This is a genomic window from Ruminiclostridium cellobioparum DSM 1351 = ATCC 15832 (assembly GCF_000621505.1).
Lineage (GTDB): Bacteria > Bacillota > Clostridia > Acetivibrionales > DSM-1351 > Ruminiclostridium > Ruminiclostridium cellobioparum.
In genome coordinates this window covers 284,389-301,062 of the sequence record NZ_JHYD01000002.1, presented here as the reverse complement: position 1 = coordinate 301,062, position 16,674 = coordinate 284,389, and the positions used below count along the sequence as shown (strand labels likewise).

General features: G+C 42.7%; 12 protein-coding genes and 1 pseudogene. 1 reads left to right on the top strand and 12 read right to left on the bottom strand.

Annotated features, from left to right (window positions below; genetic code table 11):
• Window positions 1-15: 15 nt before the first annotated feature.
• On the bottom strand, window positions 16-1,845 hold the full coding sequence (locus T344_RS0103495; RefSeq protein WP_027627563.1) for an outer membrane protein assembly factor BamB family protein: 1,830 nt from the start codon (window positions 1,843-1,845) through the stop codon (window positions 16-18).
• Window positions 1,846-2,286: 441 nt separating this feature from the next.
• Between T344_RS0103495 and T344_RS0103485 the strand changes: the two genes are divergently transcribed.
• On the top strand, window positions 2,287-4,896 hold the full coding sequence (locus tag T344_RS0103485) for a cation-translocating P-type ATPase (protein WP_027627562.1): 2,610 nt from the start codon (window positions 2,287-2,289) through the stop codon (window positions 4,894-4,896).
• A 96-nt stretch (window positions 4,897-4,992) separates the two neighbouring features.
• Here T344_RS0103485 and T344_RS0103480 read toward each other — a convergent pair whose 3' ends face one another.
• The 11 genes and pseudogenes from T344_RS0103480 to T344_RS0103420 form a co-directional block, all read right to left on the bottom strand.
• Complete coding sequence (locus T344_RS0103480; RefSeq protein ID WP_027627561.1) at window positions 4,993-5,181, bottom strand: hypothetical protein; 189 nt, start codon at window positions 5,179-5,181, stop codon at window positions 4,993-4,995.
• Between the two features lie 131 nt (window positions 5,182-5,312).
• Window positions 5,313-5,850 (bottom strand): annotated as a pseudogene (locus T344_RS30210) (ABC transporter ATP-binding protein); the annotation flags it as partial.
• Between the two features lie 63 nt (window positions 5,851-5,913).
• Window positions 5,914-6,465, bottom strand: coding sequence for a CBO0543 family protein (locus T344_RS30705; protein WP_027627559.1), 552 nt, complete (start codon window positions 6,463-6,465; stop codon window positions 5,914-5,916).
• Between the two features lie 50 nt (window positions 6,466-6,515).
• Window positions 6,516-7,067, bottom strand: coding sequence for a hypothetical protein (locus T344_RS0103460; protein ID WP_027627558.1), 552 nt, complete (start codon window positions 7,065-7,067; stop codon window positions 6,516-6,518).
• A 193-nt stretch (window positions 7,068-7,260) separates the two neighbouring features.
• Window positions 7,261-8,985: an NADH-dependent [FeFe] hydrogenase, group A6 gene (locus tag T344_RS0103455; RefSeq protein ID WP_004625959.1), complete on the bottom strand. Its 1,725-nt coding sequence runs from the start codon at window positions 8,983-8,985 to the stop codon at window positions 7,261-7,263.
• A gap of 1 nt (window position 8,986) precedes the next feature.
• Window positions 8,987-10,276 carry a complex I 51 kDa subunit family protein gene (locus T344_RS0103450; protein ID WP_027627557.1) on the bottom strand — a complete coding sequence of 430 codons (1,290 nt, stop codon included), beginning with the start codon at window positions 10,274-10,276 and terminating at the stop codon, window positions 8,987-8,989.
• Window positions 10,269-10,739 carry an NADH-quinone oxidoreductase subunit NuoE family protein gene (locus T344_RS0103445; RefSeq protein WP_027627556.1) on the bottom strand — a complete coding sequence of 157 codons (471 nt, stop codon included), beginning with the start codon at window positions 10,737-10,739 and terminating at the stop codon, window positions 10,269-10,271. Before T344_RS0103445 ends, T344_RS0103450 begins: the two co-directional genes overlap by 8 nt.
• Window positions 10,740-11,503: 764 nt before the next feature.
• Window positions 11,504-12,139: a hypothetical protein gene (locus tag T344_RS0103435; RefSeq protein ID WP_027627555.1), complete on the bottom strand. Its 636-nt coding sequence runs from the start codon at window positions 12,137-12,139 to the stop codon at window positions 11,504-11,506.
• A gap of 29 nt (window positions 12,140-12,168) precedes the next feature.
• Window positions 12,169-14,040 (bottom strand): MutS-related protein, encoded by a 1,872-nt coding sequence (locus T344_RS0103430; RefSeq protein ID WP_027627554.1) that lies wholly within the window; start codon window positions 14,038-14,040, stop codon window positions 12,169-12,171.
• 106 nt (window positions 14,041-14,146) lie between these two features.
• Window positions 14,147-15,304 (bottom strand): TraB/GumN family protein, encoded by a 1,158-nt coding sequence (locus T344_RS0103425; protein WP_027627553.1) that lies wholly within the window; start codon window positions 15,302-15,304, stop codon window positions 14,147-14,149.
• Between the two features lie 531 nt (window positions 15,305-15,835).
• Window positions 15,836-16,630: an inositol monophosphatase family protein gene (locus T344_RS0103420; protein ID WP_027627552.1), complete on the bottom strand. Its 795-nt coding sequence runs from the start codon at window positions 16,628-16,630 to the stop codon at window positions 15,836-15,838.
• Window positions 16,631-16,674: the final 44 nt, after the last annotated feature.

Sequence of the window (16,674 nt, the reverse complement as noted above, 5' to 3'; positions counted from 1 at the left end):
TCCTCGCTAAGCCGTTTATTTTATTCTTACACCATATATTTTCTTTGCGTAGGTTCCTACAACTGCCATATTGTTATAGACTGCGGGAGAGGCCTCCACGTTCCCTCCTACTGATATCTTATCCATATCTTCCCCTGTCTTCGGATCGATCAGATGCATATCTCCTTTAAAGTCACAGAGCAGCATGTAGGTTTTACCCTCTTCAGACATGAAATCCACAGGAGAACTCCAGCTGTATGCCTCCAAATGTCTTTTCCAGACTTCCGCACCTGTCTTCTTGTCCAGTGCCACCAGAGTGCCGTCACTTGTTGAGCCGGTCAACGCAATATTAAATATTACAATGTCACTTATATCATTCTTGCCAACTACGGGCGTTGCTAACACACCGCCGTTAATATATGACTGGTATGCACAGGAATAGTCCTTCTGCCATACAAGCTCTCCGGTCAGTGCATTAATTTTGCGGATATTGCTGTTGGCTCTGGAACCTTCCCTGCCTCTCTTATCTATTTCATTGGCAGTGTAAAGGAAAACTCCCTCGTCTGTTTCCTCCAGTGTTATGGTACTGTCGGTATCGTCACCGCCTTTGTAAATCCATACCGGTTCCATTTTATTTATGTCCAGACACTGAATGGTACCGCCGTTGTCGGCAAAGTACATCAGATTGCGGTAAAAGGCAGGGGAATTTTCAATTCCCTGTTCTGAGCTGTACGAACTTTTGTAACGGTATTTTGTAAATGAAGGGTCTATTGATATTGTTCCTGCCTTGCTGTCAAATTTGGTATTCAGCTTTGCCTTATACACCAAACCGTTTTCACCGCAATTTATTAAAGTATCGGTATATCTGTTCAGCAGAGCTGAGGAATCGTTTGCCCCCCAGCTTCTGAAAGCGACAGGATCATTTCCCGGGAACGAATAGATCAGCTTTTGATTAATCAGATCAAAAATCCTGTATTTAAAAGCACCGGTCTTACCGTCATTCTCATTGAGTCCCTGGCCTGTATAAAACAGGGGATACCCTCTCGGGTCCACCATTCCGGTACCTTTTACAGTAAACCCTATATTCATTTTGGGTCTTGAAGGCTTTCCGGTCTCCATATCAAGGAAGTATACATTTCCGTCAAATACCGGGTAAATTACCTCAACCAGATCCTTGGATTTAAGCTCTGCATTTATGTTCATTATCCGCCTTACTTCATCCGACCAGTGAACCAGCAGTGGCTGGCCTGTCCAGCCGGCGCCCGGCCAATAGCTTCCAACACCTGAAACAGCGCCGATGTCATGTGTCCAGACTATCTCAAGTTTTTTTTCCTTAACCCCGGCTTTTCCCCATGATGGAGCCGTACGGTAATTATTTCCTCTGAAAGCCGTAACTCCTTCCAGCTCCGAATAGTTTTCCGGAGAACCGAAAGCTATATTATAAGGCGGCGCATAATCTTTTACCGTCTTGTTATTGACCAATGCCCAGTAAGTTATTTTGCCGCCATCCTTGTAGGCTTTCTGAGCTGAACCGTCACCCAGAGTTTTTTTGCTTATGAGACTGGCCGGATTTTTCCACGAGATAAGCAAGTCATTGGGATTTGTGCTTTCTGCAGGCTCCTTGACAGTTTCTTCAGCCTGGCCCTGGCTGGCCCCTGCTTGAGACCCATCGGCCGGTTTTGTAGTATTTACCGCACTAACATGTGCTTTTGACGAATTTGCAGAATTTGTGCCCGCTGCCGTATTCAGCCAGGGCAAATTCCCGCTGAACATCAAATATAGGGCTGTTAATGCAACAAGCAATATTGTAAAGAAAACTGTTATCGCCGGTAACAGACTGTTCTTTTTTCTTCCTTGTGAACTCATTTTTACCTCCGTAATAACGTTTGTCATGTTAAATTTACCTGACAAACCCTTTTGATATTATATCAGAATAGACTTCAAAATTATATTTCTTTTTGACTAAAAATTTCTTAAATATCAGTATGCATTTATTAAGATTTTCTAAAGGAAGCATCCTGCCCCATGCTATATAGTTTGTTAATTTATTGTAAATTGTTACATAAAAAAATTGTTAAAATTCACCTTGTTATGTATAATAATTTTTATCTTTCTATCCATTTCCGAATACATTTCCTAAAAAGAGTACAGATTAAAATTATCTTGTTTTATTTAAAATTAATTGTCATTTGAAATTGGTAAAGCTTATACATTTAAATATATTGACTGGTAGTATGCAACATCTAAAACGTATATTGTCCAATGTATGAATTTAGATGTTTCAGACCACCAGAAGGGGGAAGTCATATGAAAAACTATTACAATTACTCAGCCCAGGAGGTTTTAAAGGAACTGAATACCAACCTTAACGGTTTATCCGATAAGGATATCGCCAGCCTGAGAGAGAAATACGGTTATAATGAACTGCAGACCGGAAAAAAAGCAGGAGTCATCAAAATTTTTCTGGGGCAGTTTAAGGATTTTCTTGTAATAATCCTGTTGACTGCTGCGGTGGTTTCACTCTTTCTGAAGGATTATGAAAGTGCCGTCGTTATATTTGCAGTTACTATTTTGAACTCTGTTTTAGGGACTGCCCAGCATTTCAAAGCCGAAAAATCCCTGGAAAGTCTTAAATCTCTCTCTTCACCGGTCGCAAGGGTTATAAGGAACAAAATGCGGATTGAGATTCCCTCCAGGGAGGTTTTGGCGGGAGATATCCTGTTACTTGAAGCCGGAGACTTTATAAGTGCCGACGGAAGGATCATTGAAAATCACAGTCTGCAGGTAAATGAGAGTTCTCTTACCGGTGAATCCGAAAGTGTTATGAAGACAGCCGATACAATATCAGCCTCCGACGTGCCCATAGGGGACAGAAAGAACATGGTGTTTACCGGCAGTCATGTCACTTACGGAAGGGCTGTCGTAGCTGTCACACACACCGGTATGTCGACAGAGCTGGGGAAAATAGCATCTCTTATGGATGCTGCCGAAAACAAGCTTACTCCGTTGCAGGTCAGCCTTGACAAATTCGGAAAGAAGCTGGCTGTGGCCATTCTAATTCTCTGCGGTATCATTCTTGCAGCAAATGTTGTGAGGGGCTATCCGGTTCTTGATTCCTTCATGTTTGCCATAGCCCTTGCAGTAGCGGCCATACCCGAGGCACTCAGCTCCATAGTGACAATTGTACTTGCCATAGGCACCCAAAAGATGGCCAAAGAAAATGCCATTGTCAGGAAGCTTCATGCCGTAGAAAGCCTGGGAAGCGTGTCGGTCATATGCTCGGATAAAACAGGTACACTCACCCAGAATAAAATGGTTGCAAAAAAGGTATTTGTGGGCTGGAAGATATTTACCTCGGAAAAACTTGACATGGAGGACACACTCCAGCGTTCAATTGTAAAAATAAGCATTCTGTCCAGCGATGCCACCATTACCGACGGGACTGCCGTAGGAGACCCCACCGAGGTTGCCTTTATCAAACTGGCAAATGATTACGGCTATGAGGAGGAAGATGTCCGTGATGAATATGCAAGGCTGTCGGAAGTACCCTTTGACTCCGACAGGAAACTGATGAGCACCCTGCACAGCATTGACGGACAGTTCATGATGTTTACCAAAGGTGCTCCCGACGTTATTTTAAGCAGATCGAAAAGCGTTCTGACAGAGCATGGCGATAAACCCATAGAGCAGGAAAATATAGAATTTATTGAAAAGGTCAACAGGGAATTTTCCCAGGAGGGCTTGCGGGTACTGGCATTTGCACGAAAAGCCTTTGATTCCCATGTAAAGCTTTCAATGGAAGATGAAAAAGATTTGACCTTCGTTGGCCTGGTAGCCATGATCGACCCTCCGAGAGAGGAGTCAAAGCAGGCGGTAGCCGATTGCATACGCGCCGGTATAAAGCCTGTTATGATAACCGGTGATCACAAGATCACAGCATCTGCAATTGCAAAGCAGATTGGCATTATGGATGAAAAAAGCCATGCAGTCGAAGGTGTGGAAATAGAAAAGATGTCCGATGAAGACTTGAAAAGCAAGGTTGAGGATATTTCGGTCTACGCCCGTGTATCCCCTGAGCACAAAATACGTATTGTCAAGGCCTGGCAGGATAAGGGAAATGTCGTGGCAATGACGGGTGACGGCGTAAACGATGCACCTGCGCTCAAGCAGGCCGACATCGGGGTTGCAATGGGCAAGGTGGGTACCGAGGTTGCCAAGGATGCGGCTTCAATGATTCTTGTGGATGATAATTTCGCAACAATTGTCAAGGCAGTCTCAAACGGAAGAAGTATCTACACCAATATCAAGAACTCAATCAAGTTCCTGCTGTCAGGTAATACGGCAGGCATCCTGGCCGTACTGTATACATCGGTTTTAGCCCTGCCGCTTCCGTTTACAGCCATTCACCTGCTGTTTATCAACCTGCTGACCGACTCAATGCCGGCAATTGCACTTGGGCTGGAGCCGTACAGGAAAGATGCTTTGAATTCCAGGCCAAGGGATATAAATGAACCCTTGCTGAACAGGAGTTTTCTGCTGCAGGTTGTTCTTGAAGGTGCAGTAATAGCCGCAAGTGCACTTGCAGCCTTCTATTACGGTTTAAATACTGGGAATACTGCACTTGCCAGTACCATGGCTTTTGCCGTTCTGGCGCTGGCAAGGCTGATACACGGCTTTAACTGCCGTTCCAGGTATCCCCTGTTTAAAATCGGCTTCTTTTCAAACAGGTATCAATGGGGTGCAGTGCTTCTGGGAACGCTGTTACTATTCCTGGTTCTCACCATTTCACCGCTTCAGCTTCTGTTTGAAATAGATCCCGGTGTTATCAGCCACCTTGGAATTATTGGCCTGCTGGCACTGGTTCCCTTTGTTGTCATCCAGCTCTATAAGACAATACGGACCGGTATTACAAAATAAAAATCATACAAAAACAGGAGGAAATTATGGGAAATTCTATTGTGACGGTGCACACTCACCAGTTTCAATAGAATTTCCTGTATTGCATTTATCTTATCAGGTTATAAGCTTCATTTTCCGGGCCAGCTCCACAGCCTCCACACGGCTGCCCACATTCAGCTTTGAATAGATATTGATCATAAAAGTTAATTGAGGTACCAGTGCATTAAAGCTCTTTCCATGTTCAATTGCCTGCACCAGGCTGATTAAATTTTTTTGCGGCAGAATGGATATGATTTTTTTCATGACTTCATTACCATTGTCAAAGCTGTAGAAACAACCTGCCAGAAGAGATGTTAAAACTGCTATTGACTCTTAAAATCATCACTTCTGATTGTCTGAATCTCAAATTCTCCATCACCTCTGTCAATGACTGCCGCATCAATTTTTCCGTGGTCGATTATTGTAATGCGCGTTGAGATCTCTTCAACCTCTTCCATGTAATGAGTTGTGTAAATGATTGTCGCTCCGTTTTCTCTTAATTCCTTTATGGATTTTAATATGGTTTCTTGACTGGGGATCTATTCCCACCGTAGGTTCGTCCAGAATGATGATTTTGGGGTCGTGTGCTATGGCACAGGCTATATTCAGTCTTCTTTTCATGCCTCCAGAAAAGGTTTTTGCCCTATCCTTCTTCCTGTCCCATAACCCCGCAAATTTCAAGGACTCGTCCACCTTTACCCTCAATTCCCTGCCTCTTACCCCGTATAATGCTGCAAAAAACTCAACATTCCTTTCAGCCGGCAGCTCTTCGTACAGTGCAAGCTCCTGGGGAACAATTCCAAGATTTTGCTTGTAAGCCTTAGCTATTTGATTGATATTCCTGCCTTTGAAAAAGACATTTCCCTTTTCTCCCTTTAAGGCTGTAATCAGAATATTTATTGTTGTGCTCTTTCCCGCACCGTTTGGTCCCAGGAGTAATTGAATCCATCTGCGATCACCTTTCCTTTAGTGTTTTTCATTATACTAGCATTTTTTTTATGCCCCGGATTTTGCATATATCTTTTTTACGGCCAACTTACATATAATCGCCATAAATATATATATTGGAAAGCCGTAATAGCTTTTCCAGCTCAGAATTTGATATATCCCTATCCTTATGAATAACGGCTCCAGGATGAAACAAAATATGCCCGACATAAGCACTGTGACGGCAATAAAACCCTTCCATGCCCCAAACCGCTGATATATCAGGGAATATATCAGCGGCAGACATGCAATATCGATTGAGGACATTGGAGGAAACAACGGTATCAAATCATACGGGTAGTCCCAAAGCGTAAATTCTTCTCCGATCTCATCCAAAACCAGAGTAAATATGATGATCAATGAAACATATAGGACCATTTCGCTCAATCTTCTTTTGTCTACAGTTTTCCACCAAAAAGTCATGGAAAATAAGACAAGAGCCAGCAGCAACCACCATTTTCCGTGAAAAACGATTCTTTCAAGCCAATCGTCAATACGGGTATCTGTTAATTTTTCCTGAACCTTGGCAGCTGATTGAATAAATAAAACTGTATAAACCATTTCATTCTCCCGGGATAAACACATATTTTTTTATGAATTTCTTCAACTTTTTATACTTTCTTCACAGACCTTTCAATATTTATGATTTTATTTGTGATGTACCAAACAGCTGTGGAAGCTATGATATATAACAGGAAACTAAAATGATACTCCCATCTCAGCAAGCGGTAAAAACCTATCGTTGAAAGCACCGGTTCCACAATAAAACTGATAACCGCTGAAGCCGTTGCTGAGGCAGCCATAAACCTTCTGCCGGTCCTAAAATATTGATATATGATGGAATAAACCAAAATCATCAGGATCAGGTTGATTGACGACAGCGGAGGAAATATGGGAATAACGTCTATGGGATACTCCCACAAGGTAAGTTCCTCGCCGTATTCGTTTATGCCAAGAGCCGTAATCGACATCAAGCCCGCATAGAGGCAAATACCGTGCAGGCCTGCCCTCATAGCTGTCTTCCACCATATTATCCAAAGCAGTATCAAAAGTATAATTAATAACCACCATTTAGGATGAAAAACAACATTATTTAACCAGTGTTCAAGATGGAGCTCCGTTAACTGTTTTTGAATTTCCACGTCCTTCGGTATGCCGGACATTTTTGTCTCCTTTTGTGGATTTTATAAAATTATTATTAACTGAATTTGTATTATCTATAAATAAACCATATAAAATACATTATGGCAGAATACTAATTTTGGGATTAACATAATAATGAAAAAAAGACTGCGGTAAAACCGGTTCATTCACTGGTTTTACTACAGTCTCTGGTCCTGAGGATTTATTGGTCAATTATCTTGCTACATAATGGGTATGCAGCAGTTTGTGGGCCTTATGCGCACCTGCTTCGCCCAGGTATTCGGCATAAAGCTTCTGAATTTCAGGGTTTTCATGGGACTTTCTGGTGACACAAGCTTTGTCTATGTCGTAAAGTCCTTTTATTCTTGCAGCTTTTACTTCCTCGGTGGTGGACTTGTCTTTTATGATGGGCTGTCCGCCGCCGTTGATGCATCCGCCTTCACAGCCCATTACTTCGATGAAGTGATAGCCGGCCTCTCCCGCCCTTATTTTATCAAGCAGTTTTGAAGCGTTACCGGTACCGTTGGCAACGGCAACCTTGATATCCATACCTGCTATGTTTACAGTTGCCTCCCTGATGCCTGACAGCCCTCTTACAGCCGTATATTCTATACTGTCAAGAGATTTTCCGGTAAGCTTGTCGGCCACCGTACGAAGGGCAGCTTCCATAACGCCACCGGTGTTGCCGAAGATTGTACCGGCTCCGGAATAGGTTCCAAGGATGCTGTCCCTCTCGCCGTCTTCCAGCTCGGCAAACCTGATGCCGGCCTGGCGGATCATTTTTGCAAGCTCTCTTGTGGTTATGACGGCATCAATATCTTTCAGCCCGTCAACCTGCATTTCTTCCCTGTCGGCCTCATATTTCTTTGCCGTACATGGCATTACCGACACAACAAACACCTTTTTGGGGTCAACGTCAGCCTTTACAGGATAGTAGGACTTTGCAACGGCACCGAACATCTGCTGCGGTGATTTGCAGGTTGACAGATTTTCAAGGAAATCATGGTAGTTGTGTTCGCAGAACTTGATCCATCCCGGTGAACAGGAAGTGATCAGCGGAAGCTTTCCTCCGTTCTTGATCCTGTTTAATAGTTCATTGCCTTCTTCTATTATTGTCAGGTCGGCGCTGAAGTTGGTATCAAATATCTTATCAAAACCGAGTCTTCTTAATGCCGTAACCATTTTGCCTTCAACATTCGTGCCCGGAGCATAGCCGAATTCTTCGCCAAGGGCAACTCTTACAGCAGGAGCAGTCTGAACTACAACATGCAGCTCAGGATTTTCAAGGGCTTTCCATACCCTGGCAGTATCGTCTCTTTCCGAAAGGGCACCCACAGGACAGATCTTTATACACTGTCCGCAGTTGATGCACTCCTGCCCCGCAAGACCTTCCTCGTAAGCAGTAGTGACCGTCATATGTGCTCCGCGGTAAGCAAAATCAATAACTCCCACATCCTGCATTTTTGAACAGACACTTACGCATCTTCCGCAGAGTACACACTTGTTTGGATCTCTGACTATGGGACCTGAAGTATCAAGACATCCCTTGTCAACTTTTCCCCCGTAGGGAAGTCTGTCTATGCCATTTTCATTACAGAGTGTCTGAAGTTCACACTTAAGATTTCTGTCACAGGAGAGACATTCCCTGTTGTGGTTTGACATAATGAGTTCAAGGATATTCTTCCTTGCCTCCCTTACAGTACTGGTAGCGGTTTTAACCACCAGACCCTCGGAAACTTTTGTAACACAGGCAGGATGCAAACCTCTCCAGCCTTCAACCTCAACTACGCATACTCTGCATGAACCGGGCTCATTTATGCCTTTCATGAAGCACAGTGTAGGTATATTGATATTCAGCTTTTTAGCAGCTTCAAGTATTGTAGTATCCTTTGGAACTTCGACTGCAATACCGTCTATAGTAACGTTGATCATTTCCATATTATTTACCTGCCTTTCCGGTCATATGGCATACACCAGCTCTGCATTTACCGTTTATATGCTCAAGGAACTCTTCCTCAAAATACTTGACAAGAGTTAACAGAGGTACGGGAGCGCTTTGGCCCAGACCGCAGAAGCTGGATGTCTTCATAGTCTGTGCAAGGCTCTTGAGTTTATTGAAGTCTTCCATGGTTGCAGTACCTTCTGTAAACTTTTCAACAAGCTGCACCAATCTATAGGTTCCTTCTCTGCAAGGAGTACATTTGCCGCAGGATTCTTCTTCAAAGAATTCCATGGAATTCTTAAGGTAATCAACGGCACAGTGACTGTCATCCACCACTACTACAGCCCCTGAACCTAAAGATATACCTGCTTTTTTCAGATCGTAGTAACAAATTTTAGTATCCAGCAAGCTCTCAGGGAAGCAGCTTCCAGACTGTCCTCCAAGATGGACAAATTTCAGCTTCCTGCCGTTGGTAATTCCGCCGCCCAGGTCATAAATGAGTTCCCTTAAAGTCATACCGAAAGGAATTTCATAAACTCCTCTGTTCTGAACATTTCCCGAAAGACACATTAACTTTGTACCGCCGCTGAACTCGGTTCCCTTTTTGCTGAAGGTTTCTCCGCCGTCCTTGATTATCCAGGGAATACATGAGTAGGTTTCTACATTGTTTAATATGGTAGGCATCTGATACAAACCGCAATTCTTGATGTACGGCGGCTTCTGTCTCGGTCTGCCTGTCTTTCCCTCTATTGATTCAACAAGAGCGGTATTTTCACCGCATACATATGCCCCTGCACCTGAAACAACCTTAAGCGTGAAGTCAAAACCTTCTCTTCCGAGGATGTTCTTTCCGAGGTAACCGGCTTTTTCAGCGTTGGCTATTGCGCTCCCAACTATCCTTTGAATAGCTGCATATTCACCTCTGATGTATATATATCCCTCTTTGGCACCCATGATATACGCGCCTATGGTCATACCTTCGATGAGTTCAAAGGGGTCTTCTCCAAGAATGTGCCTGTCTTTAAATGTACCGGGTTCACCTTCGTCACCGTTACAGACCATGTATTTGGGACCTTTTTTGATAGCATAAGCCTGTTCCCACTTTATACCTGTCGGGTAAGCAGCACCGCCCCTGCCAAAAAGGTTGGCTTTCTTTATTTCTTCAATGGCATCAGCATGCTCCATTGACATTGTCTTCCTAAGACCTTCATAACCACCTGCCGCAATATATTCTTCAACACTGTCGGGTTTGATTTTACCGAATCTTGCACTCAATACCTTATCCATTATGACGGCCCTCCCTATAAGAGTTTACAATCTCATTCAGCTTTTGAGGTGTGAGGTTTCCATAAACCTTCTCACCGATTTTTACTGCCGGAGATATGTCACATGCTCCAAAACACGAGGACTGTATCAATGTGAAAACTCCATCTTCAGTTGTTTGGCCGGGCTTGACCTTCAATTCTTTTTCCAGCATTGACAATAGGCTGCCGGCACCCGTTACATGACATGGAGCACTCTTACAGACTTCAACCACATATTTTCCCCTGGGTTCAGTCCCAAACATTGCATAGAATGTAATAACACTGTATACCCTGCTTAAAGGCATATCCAGTTCGGCGGCCACAAATTCAACCCATTCGTGTGGCAGTGAATTTGTACCCGAAATATTCTGCAGCTCCAACATAACTTGAATAAGATTGTCTTTTGAATTGCCAAAGCGCTTCAACACTTCTCTAACCTTCTCCATCTTAGCCTCCCATGAGCCGCAACCGCGGCATCAAAATAATAATTATATATAAGCTCCTAAATCCGCATCAGGCGAATAAAGGAGGCTAAATAGCCATTTTCAAACCCGTTACAGGTACTTTGTATACAATCTCATCACATAAAAAAATGAGTTTGTTAAATACCGTATCTTTAATATGCGAATTTTTTAACATTCTCAACTATATTGTAAGTTCTTAAGTTCACATTGTCAATTAGAGTTTGATATTTTTTTCACAGAATTTATTATTTAACATTTATTTAAATATTCTTTGTTATTTATTTATCATTCAAAATACCCTCAAACACTGATGAAATCTCATGTATACATGCGTAAAGCCTTTACTATTGCTAAAAAATGTATTAAAATAAATACATAATAACTGATTGGAGTGGTGGTCAATGTGCAATACCTGTTCAACTGAAACTAAACATCGCAATTCACGCCATACCGAATGTTGTACCTGCATGAACGGATACCCGAAGAAATGCAGCTGCGGAGGTCTTATACATGTGGAAGAAACCGAGAGTGAAAGCTTTGGTACTCTGCTGGTTTTCAGATGTGACAAGTGTAATTTCGTTTTTGATATTCAAGAGGAGGAGTATTGATCTTGCAGTACAAATAGGGACTGGTCACAAGAAATGCTAACGGCATTTTTCTTGCGGCAGTCCCTTGTTTTTTCTGATATTTCTGTATTTCTGTATTTCTATATTTCTGTGTCTCTGTATTGCTATTACTATGTTAATTTACCGATCAGCGGTTTTGCTTATTTTTATAAGCTTTCCCCTGTCGGGAAAAAACCTGTTCCACTCATACTCCAGCTTTAAAGTGTTTTTATGTTTTTGATCTTTTAACAGATCACATATTTTAGCGATGTCTTCCTTAGAACATTCCAGTTCCATATTCAAAGCCTTTATGAAAATTTCATGGCTTTCACTTTTAAAAACACCTGATTTTGAATAAATATTATTTGCTTCAAACTGGTTCTGCTGGTATACCACAACTGTGTCATGCCGCAAATTGAATGTATACACTATTTTTATAATTAAAATGATCAATGCAAATACTGCCAAAAATTTTACTGTCTTTTTTATCAATACCACTTTTTCATCTTTTGTTCTTTTATTTGGATTTTTCCGGAGGGTTCTTATGCCTCCTAAAACCACCATTGCTCCAAGCCCTGCAAGCAAGACAAAAGTCAGGACCATCCCGAACAGCTGGTCCGGCCGTTCTAAATCGTCCACATCAAAGGAATACAAAAACATAAATGCCATAAAGATAAAAAAGAATGATCCAATTACAATAGCCAGCCATCCGTCAAACCTTCTATGGCTGATCAAAAGCTTTTCGAACTCCCTGTTTTCTTCATCGGTCAGACCCATTATTATAACCCCCGGAAATAAACAAAATGTTACTCTTCTTCCACCTTCACACCTGCCATCTTCATAAGGAATATGGCGTTCCTTGTGTCTGAAACACCTTCACGAAGCTGATAGTCAAAATGAATACTATTGTCCCTGTAATACTCCTTGAAATGATAATTGCGGATTCTTCTGCCGCTTTCCCGCTCCATGTCCGCCAGCTCCAGGTCATGAGTCGATACCATTCCCCAGGCTCCCTTTCTGTCCAGCTGGCTTATGAGCATCCTGGCACCGGTGTGCCTGTCTGAGGAATTGGTTCCTTTAAATATCTCATCCAGAAGGAAAAATACCCTTTCTTCCCTGTCAACTGCTTCAACAATCAATTTGACTCTCAAAAGTTCGGCATAAAAGGAGGAAACGCTCTGACCAAGATTATCGCTGGTCCGCATGCAGGCATATACCTTCATGACGGGGCAGCTGAACGCTTTTGCGCAAACCGGCAGTCCCATGTACGACAATATCAGGCTCAGTCCTACAGTTCTCAGGAAGGTGCTTTTTCCCGACATGTTGGAGCCGGTGATGAGAAGTATGGGCTGCCCCCGGTCTATGTTGATATCGTTGCATTTCCTGCCTTTGGTGAGCAAAGGATGCCCCAGCTGTTCTGCAACGATTCCGCCTTTGAGCTCTTCCGACACCCTGGGCATAATAAAGTCAGGATTATCGTGGCGCATAACCGCCAAACTGCTCAAGGCCTCAACCTCCCCTATGATGTCAAACCATTTTTCCACATATCTGCCGCTGGTTATTTTCCATTTTTCCAGAGCCGCCAAACAGTGGAAATCCCATAAGGTGACAGTGTTAATAACGGTATAGAGAAAATTATACCTGTTTGCAATCAGTTCCCAGAGCTTGGACAACCTTTCGATCTGCTTCCAGGCAGGTTCATGAGAGGCTCCTTTGAGCTGCTCCCTTAAATTTATCAAATGCCGGCTTTCAAAGCTCTCTGCCTCGAACTGTTTAAGTACCGACCTGTAAACTTTAAGTGTATTGGAATACTTTTCAACCAGTTCAAAGCTTTTATTTCTATAATTGATCTTATACCCCAGCATCAGGAACTGGATGACAAAGCCGGCAATGGGCAGGTAAAAGGGTACAAGCTTCAGTACAGCCAAAACGGTTAAAAGCAGGGTTATTACCGGAAGTGCAGTTATGAGCAGCTTAAACCCCGAGGCGGAATACCGGCTGTTTGTGTCCTTTGCCCAGGCGAATACGGCATCAAGTTTGTCTATGATATCAATCAGCGATTTGGTATGTTTTTTCCCCTGCACCTCAGCATCGGTCAAAATGATATCTTTGTTGGAAATAAGAACATTTGAGTACATCCGGTGCCTGAAGGTAAGCTTTTCCGCCAGTTCTGCAACGGCCTCCTGCCTCATGGCTATATCCTCAGTCTTATCCAGCGGCTGCAAAAACATACCGGCAAGTTTTTGCCTGCCCGAATAGGTGGTGGTCATATTTATCATTTGAAACAAGGAACCTTTTCCGAACAGATCAAGGTCATGGGTATAATTGTGGCCGGGATCCACAAACTCTTCTCCCGTATCTGAGAATGACGTCCATAAACCCTTTGCCCTTTTAAGACACATATTGTTTATTTGCAGCATTGCCTGTGAATAGTTCCTATTCTTTATTATCCTGTTGTGTATTATTGACAGGTATATAAACCCGGCTGCGAAAATTGCAAGTACTGCCGCCATCACTATATACTGTCTCATAATATATAAAATTACCGCAAGCGCCGCACCGGCAAAGAAAACCAACAGCTTGTAATTGCCTATGGTATTGCTCCGGCCTGCATATATATCCAATTTTTTGCCGTAGGCGTCGGCTCTCCTCTGATATTTACTTTCAGGCGTGTACATTGACTCCTCCTGTAATGCTTGTTAATCTTTAGCTGCATAAATATATTATAGTTCCGGCAGTGCCAAATAATACTATCAGGCTTGAATTTACCGCCGGAGCGTAATATCAGAGCAGATTTCTGATTATACCCGTACCTGCGATAAAGGTTCCGATGGAAGCACCGATATTGGACATTATAACCACCAGCAGGGTTTTCAAAAAACGGTTTTTTAACACACCCTTCAAGCTGAAAATATCCTCCTGGATATTTTGAACATCCTGCACGGTAGGTTTTTTTATTGTGGCTTCCACCAATCCTGCAAACCAGCCGCAGGCCAGCATTGGATGCAGGGTTGTAATTGGAGCTGCAATAAAAGAAGTAATGATGCTGAGAGGATGGCCTAAACATAGGGCAGTAAACAATGACGCCAGCAAGCCCGTCCATAAAACCCATGCCGATAATTGCTGCAAGCCTGTTTGGATGTTCATGATAAAAGCATAGACAAAAAGTCCTGTTATCAGTGCGGGAATAATCCATGCTGTTATTTTTGAAATTTTGCTTTTGGGAGGAATAACAGAGATACTTTCAATATCCTGTTCCTTGAATATTTCCTTTTTCACTCCCGGAACGTGCGCACCGCCTAAAACGGCCACTATCTTTTGGCCGGGAGCATTTTTGATTTTAAAGGCCAGATATTGATCCCTCTCAGAAATGAGAATTTGCCCGACAGCGGGAAATTGCTTCCGCAGCCCTGAAATAGCCGACTCCAGCATATCTTCCTTTAGCAGCTCCTGTAAATCCTCACTGGATATTTCGGTGTCTTCTCCGAAGGAGAAAGTCAGGCTGAAAATTAATTTAAGTTTTTCCCACAGGCTCAATTTACGCCATATACGCAGCAAGGTGGTTTGAATATTGCGGTCGGCAAGTACCAGTTGTGCGTTGACGTCTTTTGCGGAGGCTATTGCCTCAAGCATTTCTCCGCCCACATTTGTTCCGAGTTTTTTTGCAAGCTTTTTCTGATAGCCGCTTAAAATCAGATTAGCTATAAGAAAGCCCACTTTTTTTGATTTTACTACCTTGACAATATCGGTACTCTCCCACCTCTTTGGATTTTGAATACTGTCATATCTCTGTTCGTCAAGTTCGATGCACACACTGTCCGGAGTTTCTTCGGCAATAACCTGCCGTACAAGCTCTGTACTTTCCTTTGACACATGGGCAGTCCCTACAAGTATTATTTCTTTATCACCATACATCAGTCTGGTTACGTTATCCTTATCCATATTAACTATCATTCCTTTCGCTGTGCTCAAGGCACAAAAAGTGATGAAAACTTATATCCTTTATCGCAATGTGGCGAATAAAGGAGGTTAATTGGCCATGTGCGCTTTCAAAGTATTGCTAAAATACTTTGAATATTTCGCACGGCCATAAGTTCACAGGTTTGCTTGGAAGACGAACGCAAGTGAAGTCTTTCAAGCAAACCTCCTAAGCCATTTTATGGCTTTGACATGTTATGGCTTTGAGCCGCACAGCGGCCATAAAAACAATGAAATATGTTCACTCCAATATCCACTGTAAAGTGAATATTGGAGGTTAATTGACCATGGCTCTCACCCAGTTTGACACCAGTATACTTTTATGTACATTTTAAGTCAAGCGTCAATTTTGCTAATTATTGGGAATTAAAAACAGCGGCCAGTTTGCTATTAAATAACTGACCGCCAAATACCTTACACACTATTTACTATTTGTTATTTATTACTTAGTAATATTATTATCCGGCTTATAATTTCTTTTGACTTGATTATATTTTATTCCTTGCTATTTATAACTTCCTTGAGCTCAAAATGTATATGGCCGTTTGTAGCCATTGCCTGATGCTCACGTATGTAGCTCAGTTTGTCACCCGACCATTCTGTGATACAGCCTCCCGCTTCCTCCAGGATAACCGACGCCGCGGCATAATCCCAGGGCCGGAGCTCCATTTCATAAAAGCCGTCAGTCCGTCCGGCTGCCACATTGCATATATCAAGTGCTGCCGAGCCCGAACGTCTTATATCTCTGCATTTAAGAAAAACATTTTTTGTTATTCTGAAGGTTTCGTCAGCCTTCCCCTTGTCATAAGGAGAGGTTCCGATGGTAATCAGGCAGTTTTCCAGTATTTTATTGTCACTCACGGTTATGGTCTTTCCGTTTACAAAGGCTCCCTCGCCTTTGCGGGCTGTAAACAACTCCCTTAGATAAGGATTGTAAACTATTCCGGCATAGGGCCTGCCGTCTGCAACCAGCCCCAGTGCTATGCAGGAATACTTATAACCGTACATAAGATTGGTGGTGCCGTCCACGGGATCCAGTATCCAGGTGTACTTCCCCAGTGTAAAGTCATTTTCATTTGTTTCCTCGGCAATAATATTACTTTCCGGCAGGATTTCTTTTAAGCCTTTTATCATGATTTCCTGAACCTTTAAGTCTATTTCGGTGACAAAATTGGCATCCCCGCTTTTTGTCAGAACCTTTTTATCATCCATGTCACATAACAAATACTCACTTACTTCCCTGACAAGGTTTACAGCTTCATTTATTGCATTATCCAGTATTTTATCCATATGCTAATTGAATTAACCTCCTAAGCCAATGGCTTTGAGCCGCA